Below are 22897 nucleotides of genomic sequence, written 5' to 3' on the forward strand. Positions count from 1 at the left end.
CACTCGATGGACACCCTCACCACCCCGCACGGCGGCGGCCAGCCGCTGCTGCACCAGAAGGGCGCCGAGACCCAGGCGTTCGGCACGCTCAAGCAGCTGCCGATCGGCCTCGGACACGACACCCGCATGTACGGCTGCCAGCGGCTGAACCGCGTCCTCGCCGACACGCAGATCCTCCACTCCCTCTACAAGAAGCACCACTGGCTCATGCGCGGAGCGACCTTCTACTCGCTCCACCTGATGCTGGACAAGCACGCGGAGGCCCAGCTGGCCATCGTGGACGCGCTGGCCGAGCGGGTCCAGAGCCTCGGCGGCGTCGCCGTCGGAGACCCGCGCCACGTCGCGGAGCTGACGTCGATCCCCCGGCCGCCGGACGGCGTCGAGCCCGTGCCCGTCATGCTGTCGCGGCTCCTCGACGCGCACGAGCGGATCCTGATCGACGCCCGCGACGCCGCCGCCCGGCTCTCGGGCGAGGGCGACGAGGGCAGCGCCGACCTGCTCGTCTCCGATGTCATCCGTACCGGCGAGGCGCAGGTGTGGTTCCTGGCCGAGCACCTCGTGGACACCCCTCTGGTGCACGGCTGATGGACGCGTACGACGTCGTCGTGGTCGGCGGCGGGCCGGCCGGCGAGGTCGTCGCCGACCGGCTCGTCCGGTCGGGGCTGACCGCCGTCGTCGTCGAGGCCGAGGCCGTCGGCGGCGAGTGCTCCTACCGCGCCTGCGTGCCGAGCAAGGCCCTGCTGCGTCCCGGCGCCGCCCGGGCGGAGGCCCGCTCGGTCGACGGGGCCCGGCAGGCGGTCACGGCGGCACTCGACCCGGCGCACGTCCTGGCCCGCCGCGACCGCTTCACCGGGCGCGGCGACGACACCGGTCAGGCCGACTGGCTCGACGGCGCGGGCATCCCGCTCGTACGGGGGCACGGACGGCTCGCCGGTGAGCGCCGGGTGGAGGTGACGGGGGCCGACGGCACCGTCCGCATCCTGCGGGCCCGGCGCGCGGTCGTGGTCTGCACCGGTACGGAACCCGCCCTCCCGCCGGTCGAGGGGCTCGACCGGATCGGCGTGTGGACCAACCGGCAGGCCACCACGGCCGACGCGGTGCCCGAGCGGCTCGTCGTCATCGGCGGGGGAGTGGTGGCCTGCGAGATGGCCACCGCCTGGCGCTCGCTCGGCTCCTCCGTCACCCTGCTGGTCCGCGACCAGGCCCTGCTGACCGGCTGGGAGCCCTGTGCAGGCGAAGAGGTCACCCGGGGCCTGGGCGACCTGGGCGTCACGATCCGCTTCGGGGTCTCGGCCGTCCGGGTCGCCCGTGACGGGACCACCCGTACCGTGACCGTGGAGACCGACGACGGCACCGCCCTGGTCTGCGACGAGGTCCTCGCCGCCGTGGGCCGTCGCCCGCGCACGGCCGACCTCGGCCTGGAGACCGTCGGACTGCCCGTCGGCGACTGGCTTCCGGCCGACGACACCTGCCGGGTCACCGCGGTCGGGGGCGACTGGCTCTACGCCGTCGGCGACGTCAACCACCGGGCGCCGCTGACCCACATGGCCAAATACCAGGCCCGTGCCTGCGCGGCGGCGATCGCCGAGCGGGCCGCCGGGCGCCCGGCCGTCACCGGCGGCCGGCAGCCGTGGAGCGCGGAAGCCGACCGCTTCGCCGTCCCGCAGGCCGTCTTCACCCGCCCCGAGGTCGCGAGCGTCGGTCTCACGGAACGCGCGGCACGCGAAGCGGGTCTCGCGGTACGCGCGGTGGAGTACCGCATCGACGACGTCGCCGGTGCCGCGCTCCACGCGGACGACTACCGCGGCCTCGCCAAGCTCGTCGTCGACGAGACCCGAGGAGTCGTCGTCGGCTGCACGCTCACCGGCCCGATGGCGACCGAGCTCATCCACACGGCCACCGTGGCCGTCGTGGGAGAGGTCCCCCTGGAGCGCCTGTGGCACGCCGTGCCCGCCTTCCCGACGGTGAGCGAGGTCTGGCTCCGGCTCCTGGAGGCGTACGGCCTCTGAGACGAGGCCCCGCCCGAACACCACACCTGTCCGGCCCGATCGGCGCACCTGGCTCGGCCCGACCACCGCGCCTGTTCGAACCGATCGGCGCACCTGGCTCGACCCGACCACCGCGCCTGTTCGAACCGATCGGCGCACCTGGCTCGACCCGACTGCCGCGCCCGTTCGGCCCGATCGGCGCATCTGGCTCGGCTCGACCGCCGCGCCCGATCGGCCCGCTCGTCGCATCCTCCCGCCCGGCCGGGCACCCCCGAACGTCTCACCGCCCGACAAGGAAACCCCATGCATCCCACGAGGCGCACCCTCACCCTCGGCCTCGCCCTGCCCGCGACCCTGGCCGCCCTGGTCGGCGCCGGGCCCGCGAGCCGCCCGGCCACCGCCGACACCGGCGCCGACCGGCACGACCCCAAGCCCACGATCGTCCTGGTCCACGGAGCGTTCGCGGATGCCTCCAGCTGGAGCGGCACAATCCGGCGGTTGCAGCACGCCGGCTACCCCGTCCTGGCCCCCGCCAACCCGTTGCGCGGTCTCGCCGCGGACACCGCCTACCTGCGGAGTGTGCTGGCCGCCGTCGACGGGCCCGTCGTCCTGGTCGGCCACTCCTACGGAGGCGCCGTCATCAGCGGCGCCGCCGTGGGCAACGCCCGTGTGAAGGCGCTCGTCTACATCGCCGCGTTCGCCCCGGACAAGGGCGAGAGCGCGGCCGAGCTCGCCGCGAAGTTCCCGGGCTCCACCCTCGGCGACACGGTGAACCCGCAGGCTTACCCGCTGCCCGGCGGTGGCACCGGCACCGAGCTCGTCATCGAACGGGGCAAGTTCCACGGGCAGTTCGCCGCCGACGTGCCCGCCGCCGAGGCGGCCGTCATGGCCGCGACCCAGCGCCCGGTCGCCACCACCGCGCTGGAGGAGAAGGCTGGGGAGGCGGCCTGGAGGACGATCCCGTCCTGGGCGCTGGTCGCCACCGCCGACAAGAACATCCCGGCCGCCGCCGAACGGTGGATGGCCCGGCGTGCCGGTTCGCACATCACCGAGGTGGACGCGTCCCATGCAGTGGCGGTCTCCCGTCCGGCCGTGGTCACCCACGTGATCCTCGCCGCCGTGCGGGCGACCCGCTGACGCTCCGACCCGCTCCGATCCGTACATCCTCAGAAGGAGAAACCCTCATGAAGAACCGTCCCGTCCTCGAACCCGCCGCCCAGGCCTTCGCCGACGCCACCGCCCAGCCGCCGTACCTCTACCAGATCCCCGTCGCCGAAGGCCGCAAGGCCGTGGACGACGTCCAGAACGGTGAGGGCGTCGCCCTGCCGGACGTCGACGAGGAGTGGATCACCGTCCACGGCGGCCCCACCGGCGACGTCCGCGCCCGGATCGTCCGCCCCCGCGGCGCCACCGGCCCGCTTCCCGTCGTCCTCTACATCCACGGCGCGGGCTGGGTCTTCGGCAACGCCCACACCCACGACCGGCTCGTCCGCGAACTCGCCGTCGGCACCGGGGCGGCCGTGGTCTTCCCCGAGTACGACCTGTCGCCCGAGGCCCGCTACCCCGTGGCGATCGAGCAGAACTACAGCGTCGCGCAGTGGGTCGCCCGCGAGGGACACCACAAGGACCTCGACGGCACGCGGATCGCCGTCGCGGGCGACTCGGTCGGCGGGAACATGAGCGCAGCCCTCACCCTCATGGCCAAGCAGCGCGGCGACGTGACGTTCGTCCAGCAGGTCCTCTTCTACCCGGTCACGGACGCGGGCTTCGACACCGACTCGTACCACGAGTTCGCCGAGGGCTACTTCCTGCGCCGCGACGCCATGAAGTGGTTCTGGGAGCAGTACACGACCGACGAGGCCGAGCGCGCCCAGATCACCGCCTCCCCGCTGCGCGGCTCCACCGAGCAGCTCACCGGCCTGCCGCCGGCCCTGGTCGTCACCGCCGAGGCCGACGTCCTGCGCGACGAGGGCGAGGCGTACGCGGCGAAGCTGCGGGCCGCCGGGGTGCCCGTCACCGCCCTGCGCGTCCAGGGCGTCATCCACGACTTCGTGATGCTGAACGCGCTGCGCGAGACCCGGGGCGCGGAACTCGCCATCGGCGTCGCCACCGACATCCTCCGCAAGGCCCTCGCATGACCGGGCCCTCGACCGGCATGCCCGTGGCGGGCCTCGTCCCCGCCCCGCGCCAGGAGCCTGCGCACGCCGATCTCCTCGTCCGCAACGCCAAGGTGTTCACGGGAGACCCCGGCCGCCCCGAGGCCCGCGCCGTCGCGATCCGCGACGGCCGGGTCGCCGCCCTCGGCGACGACCACGACCTCGCCCACCTCGTCGGGCCGGGGACCAGGGTGGTCGACGCGCTGGGCCGGCGGGTGATCCCCGGCCTGAACGACTCGCACCTCCACGTCATCCGGGGCGGCCTCAACTACGTCCTGGAGCTGCGCTGGGACGGCGTACGCAGCCTCCGCCAGGCCCTGGCCATGCTGCGCGAGCAGGCGGGCCGCACGCCCAAGGGGCAGTGGATCCGGGTGGTGGGCGGCTGGACCGCCGAGCAGTTCGCCGAGCGCCGGATGCCGACCGTCGCCGAGCTGAACGCCGCCGCCCCCGACACCCCGGTGTTCGTGCTGCACCTGTACCAGTCGGCCCTGATGAACCGGGCCGCGGTCAAGGCCGCCGGGTTCACCCGGGAGACCCCCGACCCCCGGGGCGGGCAGATCGTCCGGGGCCGGGACGGCGAACCCAACGGCGTCCTCCTCGCGGCGCCGAGCGCTCTCGTCCTGTACTCGACGCTGGCCAAGGCACCCGCCCTCGACGAGGCCGACAAGCGGACGTCGACGCGTCACTTCCTGCGCGAACTGAACCGCTTCGGACTGACGTCCGCCGTCGACGCCGCCGGCGGCTTCCAGAACTTCCCCGACAACTACGCCACGGTCAGCGACCTCGCCGGGTCGGGGGAGCTGTCGCTGCGGATCGCCTACCACCTCTTCCCGCAGACGGCCGGGCAGGAGCTCGCCGACCTCAAGCGCTGGACCGAGATGGTCAGGCCCGGGGACGGCGACGAGTGGCTCCGGCTGAACGGCGCGGGCGAGAACCTGACCTGGGCCGCCGCCGACTTCGAGAACTTCTCCGAGCCCCGGCCCGAGCTCGCCGCCGGATACGAGACCGAGTTCGAGCAGGCCGTACGGCTCCTGCTCGAGAACGGCTGGGGCTTCCGGCTCCACGCGACCTACGACGAGACGATCCGCCGCGACCTGGCCGTCTTCGAGAAGCTCGCCGCGGAGGGGCTCTTCCCCGGCGGCAACCGCTGGCTCTTCGACCACGCCGAGACCGTCTCGGCCGACAGCCTCGACCGGATCGCCGCGCTCGGCGGCGCCGTCTCGGTGCAGAACCGGATGTCCTTCCAGGGCGCCGCGTTCCTCGACCGCTACGGTGCCGAGGCCGCCGCCCACACCCCGCCGGTCCGGGCCATGCTCGACCGCGGCCTGACGGTCGCCGCCGGAACCGACGCCACCCGCGTCTCCTCGTACAACCCGTGGGTCGCCCTCCACTGGCTGGTCACCGGGCGCACCGTCGGCGGCACCGCGCTCTACCCGGCCGGGAACCTGCTCGACCGGGAGACCGCCCTCGGCCTCTACACCCGGGGCGGAGCGCGGCTCACCGGCGAGCAGGACGTCAAGGGAACCCTGCGGGAAGGCTCGTACGGCGACCTCGCGATCCTGTCCGACGACTACCTCACCGTGCCCGAGGACGCCATCCCCGGCATCGAGTCCGTCCTCACCGTCGTCGGCGGCCGGATCGTGTACGCGACCGCGGAGTACGAGGGTCTCGACGAGGCCGTCCCGCCGGTGAGCCCCGAGTGGAGCCCCGTGGCCCACTTCGGCGGCTACCAGAACGGTGCCCGTCAGGCCGCGCTCGTGGCCGAGGCCGCCGCCGAGTCCGAGGAGCACCGCCGGTGGCGCGTCGCGCGCGGCTCCGTCCCCGACGTACGGCCGTCGTTCGTCGACCCCTGCTTCGAGCACTGAAAGAGAGACATCCGATGAGTGACGCCCCGCCGGACGCTCCCCCGGAACGCCGTTTCGAGCCGGACCTCCGGTCGATGACACGGATCAACCTGCGCCCCATCGCCTCGCCCATGCCGCTCGGCTTCTTCACGATCGCCATCGCGTCCGTGATGACGGGCTGCCTCCAGCTCGGGATCCTCGGCGAGGAGGCCCGTACCGCCGTCGCCTTCACCGTGCTGCCGGCCTTCGTCCTCCAACTCCTGGTCAGTTTCCTGGCCTTCGGCGCCCGTGACGTGATCGCGGCGACCCTGATGGCGGTGTTCGCCGGCAGCTGGCTGCCGTACTCGCTCATCATGCTCAGCGGCGCGGCCGACGGCCTGAAGGTCCTCGGCGTCTTCAACCTGGCGCTGCTCTGCTTCGGCGCGCTGATGACCGCCGTGACCGGGCCCAAGCGGGCGCTGTGGCTCGTCCTCGCGGTCTCCCTGCCCCGCTGGGCGGCCACCGGCCTCGCGGGCGTCACCGGCGCCGAGTGGCTGACGCGCACGTCCGGCGCGCTCGGCCTGCTGGTGGCGGTCGTCGCGATGTACACGGCGTTCGCCCTGATGCTCGAGGACATGCGCAGCGAGCAGGTCCTGCCCATCGGCCGCAGCGGCCCCGCCCACCTCGCCGTCGAGGGCGACCTCGCCGTCCAGCTCCGCAACCTGGAACGCCAGGCGGGCGTGCGCCGCACCCTCTGAACCCGGCCACCGGCCCCGTCCCACCACGACCGCACAGGAGCACCCATGGAACCCCGAGTGACCGACCGGCCCGAGAAGTCCCGGTACGAGATCCTCGCCGCCGCTGACGACGACGGCGCCGCCATCGAGACCGCGGGCTTCGCCGAGTACCACCTCTCGGAGGGCGAGATCGCCTTCATCCACACCGAGATCGACCCCCGCTTCGGCGGCCGGGGCCTGGGCGGGCTGCTCGCCCGCGGTGCCCTCGACGACGCCCGGGCCCGCGGGCTGAGCGTCCTGCCGTACTGCCCCTTCATCCGGGGCTGGATCGGCAAGCACCCCGAGTACGCCGACCTGGTGCCCGAGGAGCGCCGCGCCCGCTTCGGCCTGTGAACCCCACCCCGGCACCGCCTTCCACACCCACTCTCCGAGGAGTCCCCCCATGGCCCGACACGCCCGCCCCACCGTCGTCCTGGTCCACGGCGCCTTCGCCGACGCCTCCAGCTTCGCCCGCGTCATCCCCGAGCTGACCGCAGCGGGCCTGGAGGTGATAGCCCCGGCGGTGCCCAACCGCAGCCTCGTCGACGACGCCGCGTACATCGCCTCGGTGGTCCGTGCCGTCGAAGGCCCCGTGATCCTGGTGGGGCACTCCTACGGCGGCGCCGTCATCACCCTCGCCGGTACGGAGGACAACGTCCGCGCCCTCGTGTACCTCGCGGGATACGCGCTGGAGGAGGGCGAGAGCCTGGGCGAGCTGCAGGGCCGCTTCCCCGACTCCGGTCTCGCCGACGCGCTCGTGTACACCCCGTTCCCGGTGGCCGGCTCCACCGAGACCGGCACCGACGTCTCGGTGGCGGTCGACCGGTTCCCCGACCTGTTCGCGGCGGACGTCGATCCCGACCTCGCCGCGGTGCTCGCGGTCTCCCAGCGCCCCCTGGCCGCACGGGCCTTCTCGGAGGCGGCGCCGGTCGCCGCGTGGAGGACCAAGCCCTCGTGGGGCCTGGTCGCCTCCTCCGACCGCACGATCAACCCCGACGTGGAGCGGTACGGGTACGAGCGGGCCGGCATGACCACCGTCGAGGTCGACTCCTCCCACCTGGTCATGCTCGCCCGGCCCAAGGCCGTGGTGGAGCTGGTCCTGGACGCGGCCCGGTCCACGGGGCACTGATCCCGTCGAACCGACGCCGGAACCTCGAACGATTGGTCTCTGTCATTCGAACGAGGTAGCTTTCCGAAACGTCCGCCGGTACCACGCGGCGGGCGATCGGAGGAAGCACACCCATGAGGTTCGGCGCGAGGCTCGCGCTCGCCGTCATCACCCTCGCCGTCACCGCCACCGCCTGCGGCACCCCGCGGGACGGCGGTTCGCGCTCGCGCACCGCCGCGGACTGCGCACCGTACGCCCGTTACGGCGAGCACCCCGGCACCGAGGTCACCGTCTACGCGGAGAACCGGGACCGGGAGGCCGACCTGTTCGAAGAGACCTGGGCGGACTTCGCGCACTGCACGGGAATCGACGTCCGGTACGAGGGGGACGGGGAGTTCGAGGCGCAGATCCAGGTCCGGGTCGACGGCGGGAACGCGCCCGACGTGGCGTTCTTCCCCCAGCCCGGTCTTCTGGAACGCTTCGCGCGGACGGGGAGGCTCAAGCCCGTGAGCGCCGGGGTCGCGACCCTCGCCAAGCAGGGCTGGTCGGCGGACTGGAACGGCTACGCGACCGTGGACGGCACCCTCTACGGCACGCCACTGGTCGCGAACGTGAAGTCGTTCGTCTGGTACTCCCCGAAGTTCTTCCGCGACAGGGGACTGAGCGTTCCCCGCACGTGGACCGAGCTGATGGCCCTCACGGAGAAGGTCGCGGCCTCGGGCGTCAAGCCGTGGTGCGCGGGCATCGAGTCCGCCGAGGCGACCGGCTGGCCCGTGACGGACTGGATCGAGGACGTCCTCCTCCGCCAGCAGGGCACGCGCGTCTACGACCAGTGGGTCGCCCACGAGATCCCGTTCGACGACCCGCGGGTGATCAAGGCCATGGACACCGTGGGGTCCGTCCTCAAGAACGACCGGTACGCCAACGGCGGTTTCGGTCCGGCCCGGTCGATGGCGTCGATCTCCTTCCAGGAGGCCGGCAGGCCGGTCCTCTCCGGCGACTGCGCGATGCACCGTCAGGCCTCGTTCTACGCCGACATGTGGCCGAAGGGCACCGAGATCGGACCGGACAAGGACGTCTACGCCTTCCTCCTGCCGGGAGCCGACCCGGCGAGCCGCCCCGTCCTGGGCGGCGGGGTGTTCGCCGCGGCGTTCGCCGACCGCCCCGAGGTGCGGGCGTTCCAGGAGTACCTGGCCTCCGCCGACTTCGCGAACGCGCGGATGAGGAAGGGCCCGTTCGTCTCGGCGAACAAGGGCGTGGATCCGGCGAACGCCGCGACCCCCGTCGACCGGCTCTCGATCCAGCTGCTCCAGGACCCCCGGACGCAGTTCAGGTTCGACGGCTCGGACCTGATGCCGGCGTCGGTCGGCGCGGGGACGTTCTGGAAGGGAGCCGTCGACTGGATCGGCGGCGCGAGCACCCGGCAGGTCGCCGAGTCCGTCGAACGGTCCTGGCCGAGCCGCTGATGCCGTTCGACGCCGTCGCCCAGCAGCCCAAACTGCTGTACCTGCTCCAGGGCGTCGCCGCCTTCGCGGCGGTCGTCGGCCTGATCCTGCTCGCACTGCACCGGGGACCGGTACGGAGGAGGGCCGCGGCCCTGATCCTGCTGGCCCCCGCGCTGCTGCTGCTCGCGGTCGGTCTCGTCCTGCCCGGTCTGCGCACCCTGGCGCTGTCGTTCACCGACGGCGGGGGAGACAAGTGGGTCGGCTTCGACAACTACGTGTGGATGTTCACCGACCACCAGGCCCTTGTGGCGCTGCGCAACACCCTGGCGTGGGCGGTCCTCGTGCCGCTGGCGTCGACCGCGGTCGGTCTGCTCTACGCGGCGGCCGTCGCACGCTCGCGGTTCAGAACGTTCGCGCTGTCCCTCCTCCTGACGCCGATGGCGATCTCCTTCGTCGGCGCGGGCGTCGTCTGGAAGTTCGTCTACGCCTACCGTCCCGCGGAGACCGGGCAGATCGGGCTGCTGAACCAGCTCGTCGTCGCCTTCGGCGGCGAACCGAGGCAGTGGCTCGTGGACTCTCCCTGGAACGTCCTGTTCCTCATCGTGGCGATGGTGTGGACACAGGCGGGCTTCGCGGCCGTCCTGCTGGCCGGCGCGATCAGGGCCGTACCCGGGGAGCTGACCGAGGCCGCCCGGCTCGACGGCGCGTCCCCCCGGCAGACCTTCCGGCGGATCACCCTGCCGTCGATCAGGCCCACGCTGCTCGTCGTGCTCCTCGCCCAGGCGATCGGCACCCTCAAGGCCTTCGACATCGTCAAGACCATGACCGGCGGACAGTTCGACACGGGCGTCCTCGCACACGCCCTGTACGACCAGGCCTTCCGCTACGGCGAGACGGGCCGCGGCGCGGCGCTCGCCGTGCTCCTCTTCCTCCTCGTCACCCCCTTCGTCGCCCACCAGGTCCGGGCACGGCGGAGGACCGGGTGAACGGCGTCCGGGAGCGTCTGGCCTCCCGCGCCCTCACGTCGATCGCCGTGGTGATCGCGGTCCTCTGGACGACGCCGACCCTCGGTCTCCTGCTCTCCTCGCTCCGCCCCGAGGAGGAGATCAAGACGACGGGCTGGTGGACCCTGTTCGGCATGCCGCACCTCACGCTCGACAACTACCGCGAGGTGCTGTCCGGCGGCGGGAACGGATCGGGGCGCCTCGCGGAGTACTTCGTCAACTCCGTCGTCATCACCGTTCCCTCGGTGCTGTTCCCGCTCGTCCTGGCCTTCTTCGCGGCGTACGCCCTGGCCTGGATCGACTTCCGGGGGCGCGACGCGCTCCTCGTCGGCGTCTTCGCGCTCCAGGTCGTGCCGCTCCAGATGGCGCTCGTCCCGCTCCTGAGGCTCTTCTCCCAGGGCTGGCTGTTCCTGCCCGCGTGGCACCTCACCGGCCCCGCGCGGTTCGGCCAGGTCTGGTTCGCCCACACGGCCTTCGCGCTGCCGTTCGCCGTGTTCCTCCTGCACAACTTCCTGGCCGGGCTGCCCCGGGACCTGATCGAGGCCGCCCGCGTCGACGGCGCCTCGCACGGGACGCTGCTGCTCCGGATCGTGCTGCCGCTGGCCCGCCCGGCCCTGGTGGGCTTCGCCGTCATCCAGTTCGTCTGGGTGTGGAACGACCTCCTCGTGGCCCTGACCCTGTCCGGCGGCACGGCCGAGACCGCGCCGATGACGGTCCGGCTGGCGAGCATGGCCGGGACCTACGGCAACGAGTGGCAGCGGCTCACCGCGGGAGCCTTCGTGGCGGCGCTCGTCCCGCTGCTCGTCTTCCTCTCCCTCCGGCGGCACGTCGCACGGGGACTGCTCGCCGGATCGGTCAAGGGATGAGCCCCGACCGGCCCGGGGAACACACCGTGGCGACGGCGCTCAGCAGGGCGGGGCTGCGGGGCCGCGAAGCCGAACTGGAGCGGCTGCGCGGCCTGGTCGAGGCGGTGCGCGACGGCGAGGGAGGAGCGATCGCGCTCCTCCTGGGCGAGCCCGGCATCGGGAAGACCGCGCTGCTCCAGGAGACCGCCTCGCTCGCGCGGGCCCACGGATTCCTCGTCAGCCACGGACGCGCCGAGGAACTGCACGAACTGGCGCCCCTCGCCTCACTGGCCTCGGGCCTCCTGCACGGCGACCCGCCGCTGCTGACCGCCAGGGACTTCGCGGACCTCGCCGGCCACCACGACCAGCGCATCTGGCTCGTCGAACGGCTGGCCCAGCTGATCGAGGAACGCTCGGCGGGCAGGCCCGTGCTGATCGCGGTCGACGACGTCCCCTGGGCCGACCCGCTCAGCCGGTTCGCCCTCAGCGTCCTGCCGGCACGGCTGCTCAGCTCCCCTGTCCTCTGGCTGCTCACCGGCAGGGAGGACCCGGAGCTGTACGGGCAGGGACCGCTCACGACGACCCTCCCCCTGCGGCCGCTGTCCGGGACGGCCCTGGTCGAGCTGGCGCACGACGTCCTCGGCGGGGACGTGCCGGCGCGGGTCGAGGAGCTCCTCGACGGGGCGGGCGGCAACCCCTTCCTCGCGGCCGAGATGCTCGCGGGCATCGCGGCGACGGGCGCGGACGGGCCGGAACCGCCCGAGCGGCTGGTCCTCGGCGTACGCGGTCGACTGGCCGGTCTCCGGCCGGAGACCCTGCACTTCCTGCGGATCGGCTCGGTCCTCGGCCGCGCGTTCTCGCTCGCCGACGCCGCCGCCCTGTGCGGCCGGCCCGCCTCGGGGCTCAGTGCCGAAGTGGACGAGGCGATCACCGCCGCCCTCCTCCACGACGACGGCGAACGCCTCCTGTTCCGCCACGACCTGCTCCGCCAGGCGGTGTACGCCGACCTCGCCCCCTCCGTGCGCCGGGCACTGCACCGGGAGGCCGCGAGCCGGCTCGTCGCGGCGGGCCGGAGCTCCGCCGACGCGGTCCCGCACCTGCTGAAGAGCGCCGAACCCGGCGACACGGAGGCGATCGAACTGCTCGGCACGGCCGCCGAGGACGTGATCGCCGTGATGCCCGACCTCGCCGCCGACCTGGCCGTACGGGCCCTGGAACTCGTACCGCCCCGTGCGCCCCTGGCGTACGACGTGGGGGAGCGGGCCGTCGTCGCGCTGACCCGTGCGGGCCGGTACACCCGGGCACGGGACACCGGTGACGCGCTGCTCGCCCGGCGGCCGCCCCTCGACGTCTTCGCCCGTCTGCAGTGCGTGCTCGGCGACACGCTGTGGCACCTCGACGACGTCCACGAGCTGACCCGCCGCACGACGACGGCGCTCGCGGCCGTCACCGACCCCGTGATCCGGGCCCGGCTGACCGCCCGGCAGGCCCTGGCCCGGTCCCGGGGGAGCGACCTCGGGGCCGCCCGCGAGACCGGCGAACGGGCGCTCGCCGAGGCGGAGCGGGCCGGTGACCGGGAGGCCCGCGTCCTCGCCCTGTGGGGCCTCGGCGAGATCGCGCTCAACGCGGGCGACTGCGCCGCCGCCCTCGCACACCACACGGCCCTCAGCGTGTTCGACTCGGCCTTCCTCCCGGAGGAGGCCGTCGCGCTGATCCACGGGGACGACTTCGACGCCGTACGGCGACTGCTCCGGACGGCGGGCGACGCCCCCCTGCGCCCCGCCATGCTGATCTGGGCACAGGGAACCCTGAACATGGGGCTCGGCCGGCTCGACGACGCGGACGCGGACTTCGTCACCGCCGAGCGGCTCGAAGCGGAGCTCCACGTGCCCGGCAACCTGGTCAACATCCGCGTCAACCGCGGCCTCCTCGCGATGCTGCGCGGCGACCGCGAAGCCGCGCGGGAGCACCTGGACGTCGTGCGGGCGACCGTCGCCGACCGGCCGAACACGGGCAACCACGCCGCCCACCAGTACCTCGAGGCCGTCGTCGCCGACGCCGACGGCGACCACGCGGAGGCGGCCGGACTCCTCCGGTCCGCGCAGCGGGACCACCCCTTCCTCCGGTGGCGGCTGCTGCGCCCGCACGTCGTCCAGGCCGTGCACATCGCCCTGCGCGGCGGGGACCGGAAACTGGCCGAGGACCTCGCGGCCCAGGCCGCCGCGCACGCCGCCCGCAACCCCGCCGTGCCGACCGCCCGGGGGACGGCCGCCCACGCGTCGGCCCTCGTGAACGCCGACCGCGAACTCCTGGAGCGGGCGGTGGACATCCTCCTCACCGGCCCCCGGCCGCTGGCGCTCGCCGCCGCGTCCGCCGACCTCGGGCGCGCGCTGCTGGCCTCGGGCGACGCCGCCGCGACACCCGCCCTGGCCAGGGCGCACGAGCTCTACGCCGGGGCCGGGGCCGACGCCGAGGCCGACCGGGTCCGGGCCGACCCGGAACGGGCCGCCCGCCGCCCCGGCCGGCGCACCGGACGCCTCCGGCCGCGCACCGAGCAGGGCTGGGACGCGCTCACGGCCTCGGAACGCAAGGTGGCCCGGCTGATCGCCGCGGGGCACACCAACCGGTCGGCCGCGGAGACCCTCGTCGTCTCCCCGCACACGGTCAACACCCACCTGGCGTCGATCTTCCGCAAGCTCTCGGTGCGCTCACGGGTCCACCTGGCCCGGATCGTCCTCGCGGAGGACGACGCCGGAGCGGCCGTCGACGACTGAGCGCGACCTCTGCGCCCCCGTGCAAGGTGCGGTGCGCGGGACGGCAACAGCGGGTGCGCGACCGGTCCTAGCGTGACGGGCACACCGCGCCGCTCCGACGCGCGGACCCGTCCACCCGAAACGAGGGACCCCCATGCCGTACATCACCGTGGGCCAGGAGAACACCACCCCCATCGAGCTGTACTTCGAGGACCAGGGCGCCGGGCAGCCCGTCGTCCTCATCCACGGCTTCCCGCTCGACGGCCACTCCTGGGAGCGCCAGAGCGCCGCGCTGCTCGACGCCGGCTACCGCGTGATCACGTACGACCGCCGCGGCTTCGGGCAGTCCTCGCAGCCGACCACCGGCTACGACTACGACACCTTCGCCGCCGACCTCAACACCGTGCTGGAGACCCTCGACCTGAGGGACGCCGTCCTCGTCGGCTTCTCCATGGGCACCGGCGAGGTCGCCCGCTACATCGCCACGTACGGCTCCGGCCGCGTCGCCAAGGCCGCCTTCCTGGCCTCCCTGGAGCCCTGCCTGCTCAAGAGCGACGACAACCCGGACGGCGTCGCCCCGAAGGAGTTCTTCGACGGCGTCGTCGCCGCCGTCAAGGCCGACCGGTACGCCTACTACACGGCCTTCTTCAACGACTTCTACAACCTCGACGAGAACCTCGGCACCCGCATCAGCGAGGAGGCCGTCCGCAACAGCTGGGACACCGCCGCCCGCGGCGGCTCCTTCGCCGCGTCCGCCGCGCCGGCGACCTGGTACACCGACTTCCGCGCCGACATCCCCGCCGTCGACGTGCCGGCCCTGATCCTGCACGGCACCGCCGACCGCATCCTCCCGGCCGAGGGCACCGCGCGCCCCTTCCACAAGGCGCTGCCGTCGGCCGACTACGTCGAGATCGAGGGCGCCCCGCACGGCCTGCTGTGGACCCACGCCGAGGAGGTCAACACCGCCCTCCTCGCCTTCCTGGCGAAGTGACACCGCACCGCTGACCCGCCGGGGCGGCGCCGGACCCCCGGCGTCACCCCGGCCCCCGGTTCCCCGCGCGGGAACCGGACGAGCCCAGGAGGGCAGACACCCCATGCAGTTCGGCATCTTCACCGTCGGGGACGTGACCCCCGACCCCACCACCGGCCGCACCCCGACCGAACACGAGCGCATCAAGGCGATGGTCGCGATCGCGCTCAAGGCCGAGGAGGTCGGACTCGACGTCTTCGCGACCGGCGAGCACCACAACCCGCCGTTCGTGCCGTCCTCGCCGACCACGCTGCTCGGCCACATCGCCGCCCGCACCGAGAAGCTGGTCCTGTCCACGTCCACGACGCTGATCACCACCAACGACCCGGTGAAGATCGCCGAGGACTACGCGACCCTCCAGCACCTCGCCGACGGCCGGGTCGACCTCATGCTGGGCCGCGGCAACACCGGCCCCGTCTACCCGTGGTTCGGACAGGACATCCGCCAGGGCATCAACCTCGCCAAGGAGAACTACGCGCTGCTGCGCCGGCTGTGGCGCGAGGACGTCGTGGACTGGGAGGGCACGTTCCGTACGCCGCTCCAGGCCTTCACCTCGACACCCCGGCCCCTGGACGGCGTCCCGCCCTTCGTCTGGCACGGCTCCATCAGGTCCCCCGAGATCGCGGAGCAGGCCGCCTTCTACGGCGACGGCTTCTTCCACAACAACATCTTCTGGCCGGCCGACCACACCAGGCGCATGGTGCAGCTCTACCGGCGCCGGTTCGCGCACCACGGCCACGGCAGGCCGGAGGACGCGATCGTGGGCCTGGGCGGACAGGTCTTCATGCGCAGGAACTCCCAGGACGCCGTACGGGAGTTCCGCCCGTACTTCGACAACGCGCCCGTGTACGGCCACGGCCCGTCCCTGGAGGACTTCACCGAGCAGACCCCGCTGACCGTGGGCTCCCCCCAACAGGTCATCGAACGGACCCTGACGTTCCGGGAGACCGTCGGCGACTACCAGCGCCAGCTGTTCCTCATGGACCACGCGGGCCTGCCCCTGAAGACCGTCCTCGAACAGCTCGACCTCCTCGGCGAAGAGGTCGTGCCCGTACTGCGGCGGGAATTCGCCCAGGGGCGTCCCGCCGACGTGCCGGAGGCCCCCACGCACGCGTCCCTGCGAGCCGCCCGGGAGGAGGTGTCCGCCGCGTGAAGCTGACCGTCGTCTCCGCAGGCCTCAGCACCCCCTCCTCCACCCGCCTGCTCGCGGACCGGCTGGCCGAATCGGCCGGCGGTGAACTCGCCGCCCGAGGGCACGAGCCGTCGACCGGGGTCGTGGAACTGCGCGAACTGGCCGGCGACATCGCCAACCACCTCGTGACCGGCTTTCCGCCGCCGCGCCTGTCCGCCGCGATCGACGCGGTCACGGCGGCCGACGGCCTGATCGTCGTCACCCCCGTGTTCGCGGCCTCCTACAGCGGCCTCTTCAAGTCCTTCTTCGACGTGATCGACCCGGACGCCCTCACCGGGAAGCCGGTCCTCACCGCGGCGACGGGCGGCACGGCCCGCCACTCCCTGGTCCTGGAGCACGCCGTCCGCCCGCTCTTCGCCTATCTCCGCGCCGTCGTCGTCCCGACCGCCGTGTTCGCGGCCTCCGAGGACTGGGGCTCGGCAGGAGACGCGTACACCGACGGGCTGCCCGGCCGCGTCCGCCGCGCGGGCGTCGAACTCGCCGCGCTCATGGCGGCGCGCCCGGTCGGGGAGGAGCCCGAGGACGACGTCACCGCCCTCGAACGGCAGCTGGCCGACCTGCGCTTCGACTGAGCCGGGCCGCCCCCGACGGACCGCGACGGCGGGTGGGGCCGGGGCGGTTCGCGTGGTTCATACTGTTCCGCCGTATGAGCGTGAACCGAGTGACCACAAGGACCGTGCCCGGGGCGACCGACGGCACCCGGACACCCCTCCGGGGCAGGGACGCCGAACTGGCGTTCATCGAGGAGCGGCTCGACGCGCTCGGCCGGGGCGAGGGCGGGATCGTCCGCGTCGAGGGCCCCGCCGGAATCGGCAGGTCCAGGATCCTCGCCGAGGCCGCGGCGGCCGCGAGACGGCGCGGCATCCGGGTCTTCGAGGGGGCGGCGGACCCAGGCGAACCGTTCGTACCGCTCGGGCCGCTCCTGGAGGGCGTGCTCTCCGGCGACGAACCCCTGTCGTCCGGCCAGCGCCTCCGGGACCTCGCCACGACACCCGGCCAGCGGTTCTGGCTGCTCCAGGAGCTGGGGGACCGCCTGCGGGAGGCGGCCCGGCACGCACCCCTGCTCGTCGTCCTCGACGACCTCCAGTGGTGCGACGACCTGACCCTCCTCACCTTCCACACCCTCGCGGCGGGACTCTCGTCGCACCCGATCCTGTGGCTGGTCGCCGTGCGCGGCGGCAGCGTGCCGTCGGGAGTGCGCACCACCCTGGACCGGATCCGCCAGGCGGGCGCCCGCGAGCTGGTCATGGAACCCCTGGAGGACCGCGCGGTCGCCCAAATCGCCGAGGACGTCCTCGGCGCCGCTCCCGATCCGGACGTCCTGCGCCTGGCCCGCCGCGCCGAGGGGGTGCCCCAGCTGCTGATCGAGCTGCTCGGACCGCTGCGCGAGGGGGCGGTGACGATCGGGAACGGCATGGCCACGCTGCCGGCCGGACCTCCCGCCCCACGACAGCTCCCCTCCGTCGCGCGCCGCGTCGACCAGCTGTCCGGCGAAGCGCGGGAGCTGGTGCGGACGGTGGCCGCCGTGGGCGGCACGATCACCTTCCTGCTCCTCGCCGAACTGCTCGGCAGGCCACCGGCGGAGCTCATCACCGCCGTACGGGAATCCCTCGACGCCGACCTGCTCGCCGAGACCGGCGACCTCCTCGCCTTCCGCCACGACCTGATCCGCGAGGCGGTGGAAGCCGGCCTCCCCCTGCCCCTGCGGCAGACCCTGCGCCGACAGGCCGCCGGGCTGCCACCGGAGACCCCCGCCGACGCCGCGGAGGCCGACCGACTGCGCACCGAAGCGGCGGAACTCGCCCCCACCGCACCCGGAGCCGCCGCGGAGCGCAGCCTCAAGGCCCTGGAGCTCGTCGGCGCGACCGCCCCGGAGCGGCCGGCGATCATCGCCGAGACGATCCCGCTGCTCTGGCAGACGGGCCGGGCCGCCGAGGCACGCGAGCTGGGCGCCGCCGCCCTGGCGGTCGGTGGTCTCGAACCCGAGGGCGAGGCGCTCCTACGCCTCGCCCTGGCACGCCTCGCCGTACCCTTCGACTTCTCCGAGGCGGTCACCCAGGCCCGCTCCGGCGCCGCACTGCCCGGGATCTCCGCGACCGTGCGCGGGCGACTGCTCGCCATGCTCGCCGTCGGCCTGTCGATGTCGGGTGAGCACGCGGTGGCCGAACGGGTCGCCGAGCAGGCGTGGGAGACCGCCGCGGCCACGGGGGACCGCAGCGCCGAAGCCACCCTGACGACCGTCCGCTCGGCCGTGAGCTTCCACCGCATGGCCCTGACCGAGGCGTTCCGGCAGGCCGAACGGTCTGCCGCGCTCGCCGACGCCCTGGGCGTCAGCACCTCGCTGTGGGTCCCGGAGGCCCTGTGGCACGCCCTGCTCTCGAACACCACCGGACGCACCGCCGAGGCGCTCGCCGTCGCGGAGGAGGGCATCCGGGTCACCGGGGAGCAGGGCCGGACGGCCGCCACCCGCATGTGGCGCATGACCCGCTCCCGCATCCTGCTGGAAGCCGGACGGCTGGCGGACGCCCGTGCCGACTGCGAAGCCGCGACCGCGCCCGACGATCCCCGGCCGGGCAACCTCGCCGACGTCACGATCCGGTACGTGGCGCTGCGCGTCGCCCTCCACACCGGCGACCGGCCGACCGTGCGGACGTACGCGGCGGAGGCGAGGCGCATGCGGAACGACGAGGCGCCCGTCGTCCGGCACTTCGGCTCGTGGATGCTGGCGCTGACGGCCGACTTCGAAGGCCGTCCCGACCGCGCCATGGCCGAACTCGACGAGGTGATGACGTCGCCCGCCGAGGCCAGGCCCGCGTACGCCGGCCTGGTCGACCCCGCCGACGCCCCGGTGCTCGTCCGCCTGGCGCTGCGGGCGGGTGCGCTCGACCGGGCCGCGCAGGCGGTCGCCCAGGCCGAGCGGCGCGCCGAGCTCAATCCCGACCTCACGTTCCTCGCCGCCACCGCCGCGCACGCCCGCGGCCTCCTCGACAACGACCTCGCCTCCCTCGTACGCGCCGTACGGCTCTACGAGGACTGCCCCCGGGTGCTGGCCCGGGCGTCGGCGCTGGAGGACGCCGGACGCAAACGGGCGGCCACCCGGAGGTCCGAAGCGGTGCCGTACTTCGAGACGGCCCTCGCCCTCTACGAGCGCGCGGGAGCCGGACGGGACGTCGCCCGGGTGCGCCGTCGCCTGCGGGCCGCCGGGGTCCGCAAGCGGCCCTCGCCGACCGGGGCCGACCACGCGTGGCCCGAGCTGACGGCCGCGGAGACCCGTGTCGTACGGCTCGTGGCCCAGGGGCTGACGAACCGACAGGCGGCCGAACGGCTCTCCCTCTCACCGCACACGGTGGGTTCGCACCTGCGCCGGGCCTTCACCAAGGTGAACGTCACCTCGCGCACGGAGCTGGCCCGGCTGGTCGGACAGCGCGACAGCGGAGAGTAGTCGCTTCGTATCCCCCGGGGACGTCAGGGCAATGGACGATTCGTGCGATGTGCCGACGTCGTCGTTTCCTCAGACTGGTCGAGAACCGCGGAAGGGAGAAGTCCGCGGGGACGACCGATCGAGAGGAACCACGCATGACCGTAAGGCTCCAGCGAGCCCGCCCCGGCAGCCCCGAGCTCCAGGCACTCGTCGACGAGCTCGCGGAACGGCTCGGCCGGTCCGTCGCCGTCGACGACCCGCTGGTCCGCATGGTCTGTACGAGCCGCCACTTCGGCGACGAGGATCCGGTGCGCATCGGCACCCTGCTGCAGGGCCGCGCCGACAACGCGGCCATCCGCTACGTCCTCGACCAGGGCGTGACCCGGTGGTCGAGGCCCGGCTTCATCGACGGCCGTGACGACCTCGGACTGCTGCCCCGCTACGTCGTGCCGCTGCGCGAGCGCGGGCATCTCCTCGGGCTGCTCGTGGTGGTCGTCCCCCAGAAGACGCTGGGGGAGGAGGAGGTCGCCGCCATCGCCCGGGCAGCGGAGGCCATGTCGGCCCAGATGTACGGAGAGCAGATCGCCGCCGACACCCGGAAGACCGACGAGCGGGACCTGGCCCTCGCGCTCGTCGGCGCCGACGTCGCCGCACGCACCACCGCGCACCGGCGCGCCAAGGAGACGGGGCTGCTGGGCGCGGCGGAGCACGTCCTGGTCACCGTCGTCCAGCTGACCTGCGGGACGGAGCCCGTGCGCCAGTCCGAGGCCGCGCTGTGGGCCGCGCTCGAGGGATACCGGCAGACGCGCTCCGCCCAGGGACTCATCGCGATCGGCAAGGAGCGGGCGCTCCTGCTCCAGCTCCGCGACCGGCCCCCGCACCAGGACGAGGTCGCCGACCAGTCCGCGCGCATCCTCGACGAACTCCGCACCTTCCTGGACCCGTCGGCGGACCCGGTGATCGGCGTCGGCGGCCGGCACTCGGGTCTGGACGGCGCGTGGACGTCGTACGAGCAGGCGCTCGTCGCGGCCCGTGCGGCCCGCCGACTGCCCTCCCTGAACGGCATCGGCGACTGGGAACTCCTCGGCGAGCTCGCCGTGCTGCTCCAGCTCCCCGAGCACGCCCTGAACGCGTCACTGGTCCCGAAGCCGCTCCGCACGCTGGCCGAGGCCCACGGCGGCGACCGCCTGCGGGACACCCTGCGCTGCTTCCTCGAACACGCGGGTTCGATCCCCAGGACCGCGGAGACGCTGGGCATCCACCGCACCTCGCTGTACTACCGCCTGCGCCAGATCCAGGAGATCACCGGACTCGACCTCGACGACGGCGCCCACCGGCTCACCCTGCACCTCGGACTCAGGATCGGGGAGCTCCTCGCTCCGGGCGCCGACGGGGCCCCGTGACCCCGGATCCGCTTCGACAGAGCGAGGAGGATCCACGGCCCGATTCCTACAGCTCGCGGTGGTGCGGGCGACGGGCCCCATTCGATGATGTTCGGGAGGGGCGGGGACGACGTACCGCCTCTGACCAGGGGAGAGTCATGAAGGAACTGATCACGACGGACGGCGTGCGGCTCGCGTACCAGGACACCGGCGGCGACGGCGTCCCGCTGGTGATGCTGCACGGCTGGGGGCAGACGCAGGCGATGTTCCGGCACCAGACCGAGGGGCTCGCACCCGTCCGTCGGATCGTCACCGTCGACCTGCGCGGCCACGGGCGGTCGGACAAGCCGCACCACGGCTACCGCATCGCGCGTCTCTCCCGCGACGTGCTCGAACTCGTCGACCACCTCGGTCTGGAACGGTTCGACGCACTGGGCTGGTCCATGGGCGTCTCGGTGTGGTGGAGCTTCGTCGACCAGTACGGGACCGGCCGGATCCGGCGGTTCGTCGCCGTCGACCAGCCGGCGGCGGTCGCCGCCGTGCCCTGGATGACCGAGCGGGAGCAGCGGGAGTCCGGCGCCATCTTCGACGTGTCGGGGCTGCTCTACCTGGGCGCGTCCCTCGCGGGTCCGGAGGGCGACACGATCCGCGCCGACTTCGTGCGCGGCATGTTCTCCGGCGAACCCGACCCCGAGGTGCTGGCCTTCGTCGCCGAGGAGATCCGGTCGACGCCCGCCCATGCGGGCGTGCCGCTGCTGTTCGACCACTGTGCGCAGGACTGGCGGGACGTGCTGCCCCGGATCGACGTGCCGACCCTGGTGATCGGCTGCGAGGGAAGCCATGTGCACCCCGATTCCCAGCGCTTCGTCGCCGAGCGGATTCCCGGCGCCCGCCTGCACGTCTTCGCCCCGGACGTGGCGAGCTCGCACTTCCCCTTCCTGGAGAACCCGCCGGCCTTCAACGCCGTGGTGGAGAAGTTCCTGGCCGAGGAGCCGGCGAACGGGGCCTGAGCCCGCCCTCCGCCCGCACGAACCTACGGCTAGGAACCAGCATGTCCCTCACACTGATGTCCCGCGCGCCCGAACGGGTGCCCCGGCAGGCGCCCGCTCCGACCGCGTCCTCCTCCCGCTCGGGGTGGCTGGTCCGGATGCTCTCCGAGCTGCCGGACACGGACGACAGCAACCACGTCTACCTCGGCGTCCATGTCCGCGGGGCCGTCACCGTCGGCCGTGAGCGTGCCAGGACCCTGCTGGAGCCGAACGACCTGGTCTTCTGCGACCCGGCCCGACGCCACCTGCTGCGGTTCGGCGAGGACTGCCAGATGATCTTCTTCCGGGTGCCCCGGTGCTACCTGGGCGTCTCGGAGTCGGAACTGGACCGGGTGCTCGGCGTCCCCGTACGCGGCGGAGAGGGGATCGGGGCGCTGGCGTCCGACTTCCTGACCGCGCTGGCCGCCAAGGCGGAATTCCGCCGGTCCACGATCGGGGACCGGCGTGCCCGGACGGCCGTCCACCTCCTCTCCGTCCTGGTCGTGGAGCTCCTCGAAGCGGACACCACGGACGCGGCCGACGACCCCTCCGGGGCCGGCAACGAGATGCTGTCCCGCATCCACGCCCACATCGAGGAACACCTGATGGACCCGGACCTCTCACCGGAGTCGATCGCCCGCGCCCACCACATCTCCGTCCGGTACCTGCAGAAGCTGTTCCAGAACGACGGCAGCACGGTGAGCCAGTGGGTGCGGCAGCGCAGGCTCGAAGCCTGCCGGTTCGAGCTGGGCCGCTCCACCCGGAGGATCACGATGGCCGCGATGGCACACCGCTGGGGCTTCAGCAGCCCCTCGCACTTCAGCCGCACGTTCCGCGGCGCCTACGGCATGACCCCCAGCGAATGGCAGGCCCTGGCGACCTCGGCCTTCGCGCCGGTGACCGCCGACGCCCCGGACGAGCGACGGCCGTGAGACGCGCGCGCTCC

19 protein-coding genes are annotated in these 22897 nt (G+C 73.5%); all 19 read left to right on the plus strand.

All coding sequences use genetic code 11. The features are described from left to right. Positions 1-6 precede the first annotated feature (6 nt). The 19 genes from ACH4TP_RS13930 to ACH4TP_RS14020 all read left to right on the plus strand — a co-directional run bounded on the left by ACH4TP_RS13930 (position 7) and on the right by ACH4TP_RS14020 (position 22883). Complete coding sequence (locus ACH4TP_RS13930; RefSeq protein ID WP_389225022.1) at positions 7-585, plus strand: Dps family protein; 579 nt, start codon at positions 7-9, stop codon at positions 583-585. Beyond that, positions 585-2009, plus strand: a complete 1425-nt coding sequence (locus ACH4TP_RS13935; RefSeq protein ID WP_389225020.1) for a dihydrolipoyl dehydrogenase family protein — start codon at positions 585-587, stop codon at positions 2007-2009. Before ACH4TP_RS13930 ends, ACH4TP_RS13935 begins: the two co-directional genes overlap by 1 nt. A gap of 282 nt (positions 2010-2291) precedes the next feature. Continuing rightward, positions 2292-3125, plus strand: coding sequence for an alpha/beta fold hydrolase (locus tag ACH4TP_RS13940; protein ID WP_389225018.1), 834 nt, complete (start codon positions 2292-2294; stop codon positions 3123-3125). Between the two features lie 47 nt (positions 3126-3172). Beyond that, positions 3173-4126 (plus strand): alpha/beta hydrolase, encoded by a 954-nt coding sequence (locus ACH4TP_RS13945; protein ID WP_398437753.1) that lies wholly within the window; start codon positions 3173-3175, stop codon positions 4124-4126. Further along, entirely contained in the window at positions 4123-6009 is a 1887-nt protein-coding gene (locus ACH4TP_RS13950; RefSeq protein ID WP_398437755.1) for an amidohydrolase, read from the plus strand. Before ACH4TP_RS13945 ends, ACH4TP_RS13950 begins: the two co-directional genes overlap by 4 nt. A gap of 14 nt (positions 6010-6023) precedes the next feature. Continuing rightward, positions 6024-6725 (plus strand): GPR1/FUN34/YaaH family transporter, encoded by a 702-nt coding sequence (locus ACH4TP_RS13955; RefSeq protein WP_389225012.1) that lies wholly within the window; start codon positions 6024-6026, stop codon positions 6723-6725. 45 nt (positions 6726-6770) lie between these two features. Continuing rightward, a complete protein-coding gene (locus ACH4TP_RS13960; protein WP_398437757.1) occupies positions 6771-7097 on the plus strand; it encodes a GNAT family N-acetyltransferase in 327 nt (108 codons plus the stop codon). A gap of 49 nt (positions 7098-7146) precedes the next feature. Beyond that, a complete protein-coding gene (locus ACH4TP_RS13965) occupies positions 7147-7872 on the plus strand; it encodes an alpha/beta fold hydrolase (protein ID WP_398437759.1) in 726 nt (241 codons plus the stop codon). A gap of 113 nt (positions 7873-7985) precedes the next feature. Beyond that, positions 7986-9317: an ABC transporter substrate-binding protein gene (locus ACH4TP_RS13970; protein WP_398437760.1), complete on the plus strand. Its 1332-nt coding sequence runs from the start codon at positions 7986-7988 to the stop codon at positions 9315-9317. After that, entirely contained in the window at positions 9317-10282 is a 966-nt protein-coding gene (locus ACH4TP_RS13975; protein WP_389225004.1) for a carbohydrate ABC transporter permease, read from the plus strand. Before ACH4TP_RS13970 ends, ACH4TP_RS13975 begins: the two co-directional genes overlap by 1 nt. Further along, positions 10279-11166, plus strand: coding sequence for a carbohydrate ABC transporter permease (locus tag ACH4TP_RS13980; RefSeq protein ID WP_398437762.1), 888 nt, complete (start codon positions 10279-10281; stop codon positions 11164-11166). Before ACH4TP_RS13975 ends, ACH4TP_RS13980 begins: the two co-directional genes overlap by 4 nt. Next, entirely contained in the window at positions 11163-13919 is a 2757-nt protein-coding gene (locus tag ACH4TP_RS13985) for an ATP-binding protein (RefSeq protein ID WP_398437764.1), read from the plus strand. Before ACH4TP_RS13980 ends, ACH4TP_RS13985 begins: the two co-directional genes overlap by 4 nt. Before the next feature lie 133 nt (positions 13920-14052). Then, a complete protein-coding gene (locus ACH4TP_RS13990; RefSeq protein ID WP_389224998.1) occupies positions 14053-14889 on the plus strand; it encodes an alpha/beta fold hydrolase in 837 nt (278 codons plus the stop codon). Between the two features lie 103 nt (positions 14890-14992). Beyond that, positions 14993-16081, plus strand: coding sequence for an LLM class flavin-dependent oxidoreductase (locus ACH4TP_RS13995; RefSeq protein WP_398437766.1), 1089 nt, complete (start codon positions 14993-14995; stop codon positions 16079-16081). Next, entirely contained in the window at positions 16078-16692 is a 615-nt protein-coding gene (locus tag ACH4TP_RS14000; RefSeq protein WP_398437768.1) for an FMN reductase, read from the plus strand. The genes ACH4TP_RS13995 and ACH4TP_RS14000 overlap by 4 nt, the downstream gene beginning before the upstream one ends. 74 nt (positions 16693-16766) lie before the next feature. Then, the gene (locus ACH4TP_RS14005) at positions 16767-19562 is read left to right on the plus strand and encodes an ATP-binding protein (protein WP_398437769.1); all 2796 of its coding nucleotides are present in this window, start codon (positions 16767-16769) and stop codon (positions 19560-19562) included. Between the two features lie 134 nt (positions 19563-19696). Beyond that, positions 19697-20944, plus strand: a complete 1248-nt coding sequence (locus tag ACH4TP_RS14010) for a PucR family transcriptional regulator (protein ID WP_398437770.1) — start codon at positions 19697-19699, stop codon at positions 20942-20944. Between the two features lie 137 nt (positions 20945-21081). Beyond that, positions 21082-21933, plus strand: a complete 852-nt coding sequence (locus ACH4TP_RS14015; RefSeq protein ID WP_398190146.1) for an alpha/beta fold hydrolase — start codon at positions 21082-21084, stop codon at positions 21931-21933. A 41-nt stretch (positions 21934-21974) separates the two neighbouring features. After that, positions 21975-22883, plus strand: a complete 909-nt coding sequence (locus tag ACH4TP_RS14020) for a helix-turn-helix domain-containing protein (RefSeq protein WP_398190149.1) — start codon at positions 21975-21977, stop codon at positions 22881-22883. Positions 22884-22897 lie beyond the last annotated feature (14 nt).

This window comes from Streptomyces sp. NPDC021012 (genome assembly GCF_044333355.1).
In the GTDB taxonomy this organism is placed as follows: domain Bacteria; phylum Actinomycetota; class Actinomycetes; order Streptomycetales; family Streptomycetaceae; genus Streptomyces.

Excerpts from the sequence above, each read along its gene's own strand:
- ACH4TP_RS14010 (WP_398437770.1), top strand. The coding sequence starts at position 19,697 with ATGACCGTAAGGCTCCAGCGAGCCCGCCCCGGCAGCCCCGAGCTCCAG.
- ACH4TP_RS13960 (WP_398437757.1), top strand. The coding sequence starts at position 6,771 with ATGGAACCCCGAGTGACCGACCGGCCCGAGAAGTCCCGGTACGAGATC.
- ACH4TP_RS13940 (WP_389225018.1), top strand. The coding sequence starts at position 2,292 with ATGCATCCCACGAGGCGCACCCTCACCCTCGGCCTCGCCCTGCCCGCG.
- ACH4TP_RS13975 (WP_389225004.1), top strand. The coding sequence starts at position 9,317 with ATGCCGTTCGACGCCGTCGCCCAGCAGCCCAAACTGCTGTACCTGCTC.
- ACH4TP_RS13955 (WP_389225012.1), top strand. The coding sequence starts at position 6,024 with ATGAGTGACGCCCCGCCGGACGCTCCCCCGGAACGCCGTTTCGAGCCG.
- ACH4TP_RS13985 (WP_398437764.1), top strand. The coding sequence starts at position 11,163 with ATGAGCCCCGACCGGCCCGGGGAACACACCGTGGCGACGGCGCTCAGC.
- ACH4TP_RS13935 (WP_389225020.1), top strand. The coding sequence starts at position 585 with ATGGACGCGTACGACGTCGTCGTGGTCGGCGGCGGGCCGGCCGGCGAG.
- ACH4TP_RS13990 (WP_389224998.1), top strand. The coding sequence starts at position 14,053 with ATGCCGTACATCACCGTGGGCCAGGAGAACACCACCCCCATCGAGCTG.
- ACH4TP_RS13950 (WP_398437755.1), top strand. The coding sequence starts at position 4,123 with ATGACCGGGCCCTCGACCGGCATGCCCGTGGCGGGCCTCGTCCCCGCC.
- ACH4TP_RS13930 (WP_389225022.1), top strand. The coding sequence starts at position 7 with ATGGACACCCTCACCACCCCGCACGGCGGCGGCCAGCCGCTGCTGCAC.
- ACH4TP_RS14015 (WP_398190146.1), top strand. The coding sequence starts at position 21,082 with ATGAAGGAACTGATCACGACGGACGGCGTGCGGCTCGCGTACCAGGAC.
- ACH4TP_RS14020 (WP_398190149.1), top strand. The coding sequence starts at position 21,975 with ATGTCCCTCACACTGATGTCCCGCGCGCCCGAACGGGTGCCCCGGCAG.
- ACH4TP_RS13970 (WP_398437760.1), top strand. The coding sequence starts at position 7,986 with ATGAGGTTCGGCGCGAGGCTCGCGCTCGCCGTCATCACCCTCGCCGTC.
- ACH4TP_RS13965 (WP_398437759.1), top strand. The coding sequence starts at position 7,147 with ATGGCCCGACACGCCCGCCCCACCGTCGTCCTGGTCCACGGCGCCTTC.
- ACH4TP_RS13945 (WP_398437753.1), top strand. The coding sequence starts at position 3,173 with ATGAAGAACCGTCCCGTCCTCGAACCCGCCGCCCAGGCCTTCGCCGAC.
- ACH4TP_RS14005 (WP_398437769.1), top strand. The coding sequence starts at position 16,767 with ATGAGCGTGAACCGAGTGACCACAAGGACCGTGCCCGGGGCGACCGAC.
- ACH4TP_RS13995 (WP_398437766.1), top strand. The coding sequence starts at position 14,993 with ATGCAGTTCGGCATCTTCACCGTCGGGGACGTGACCCCCGACCCCACC.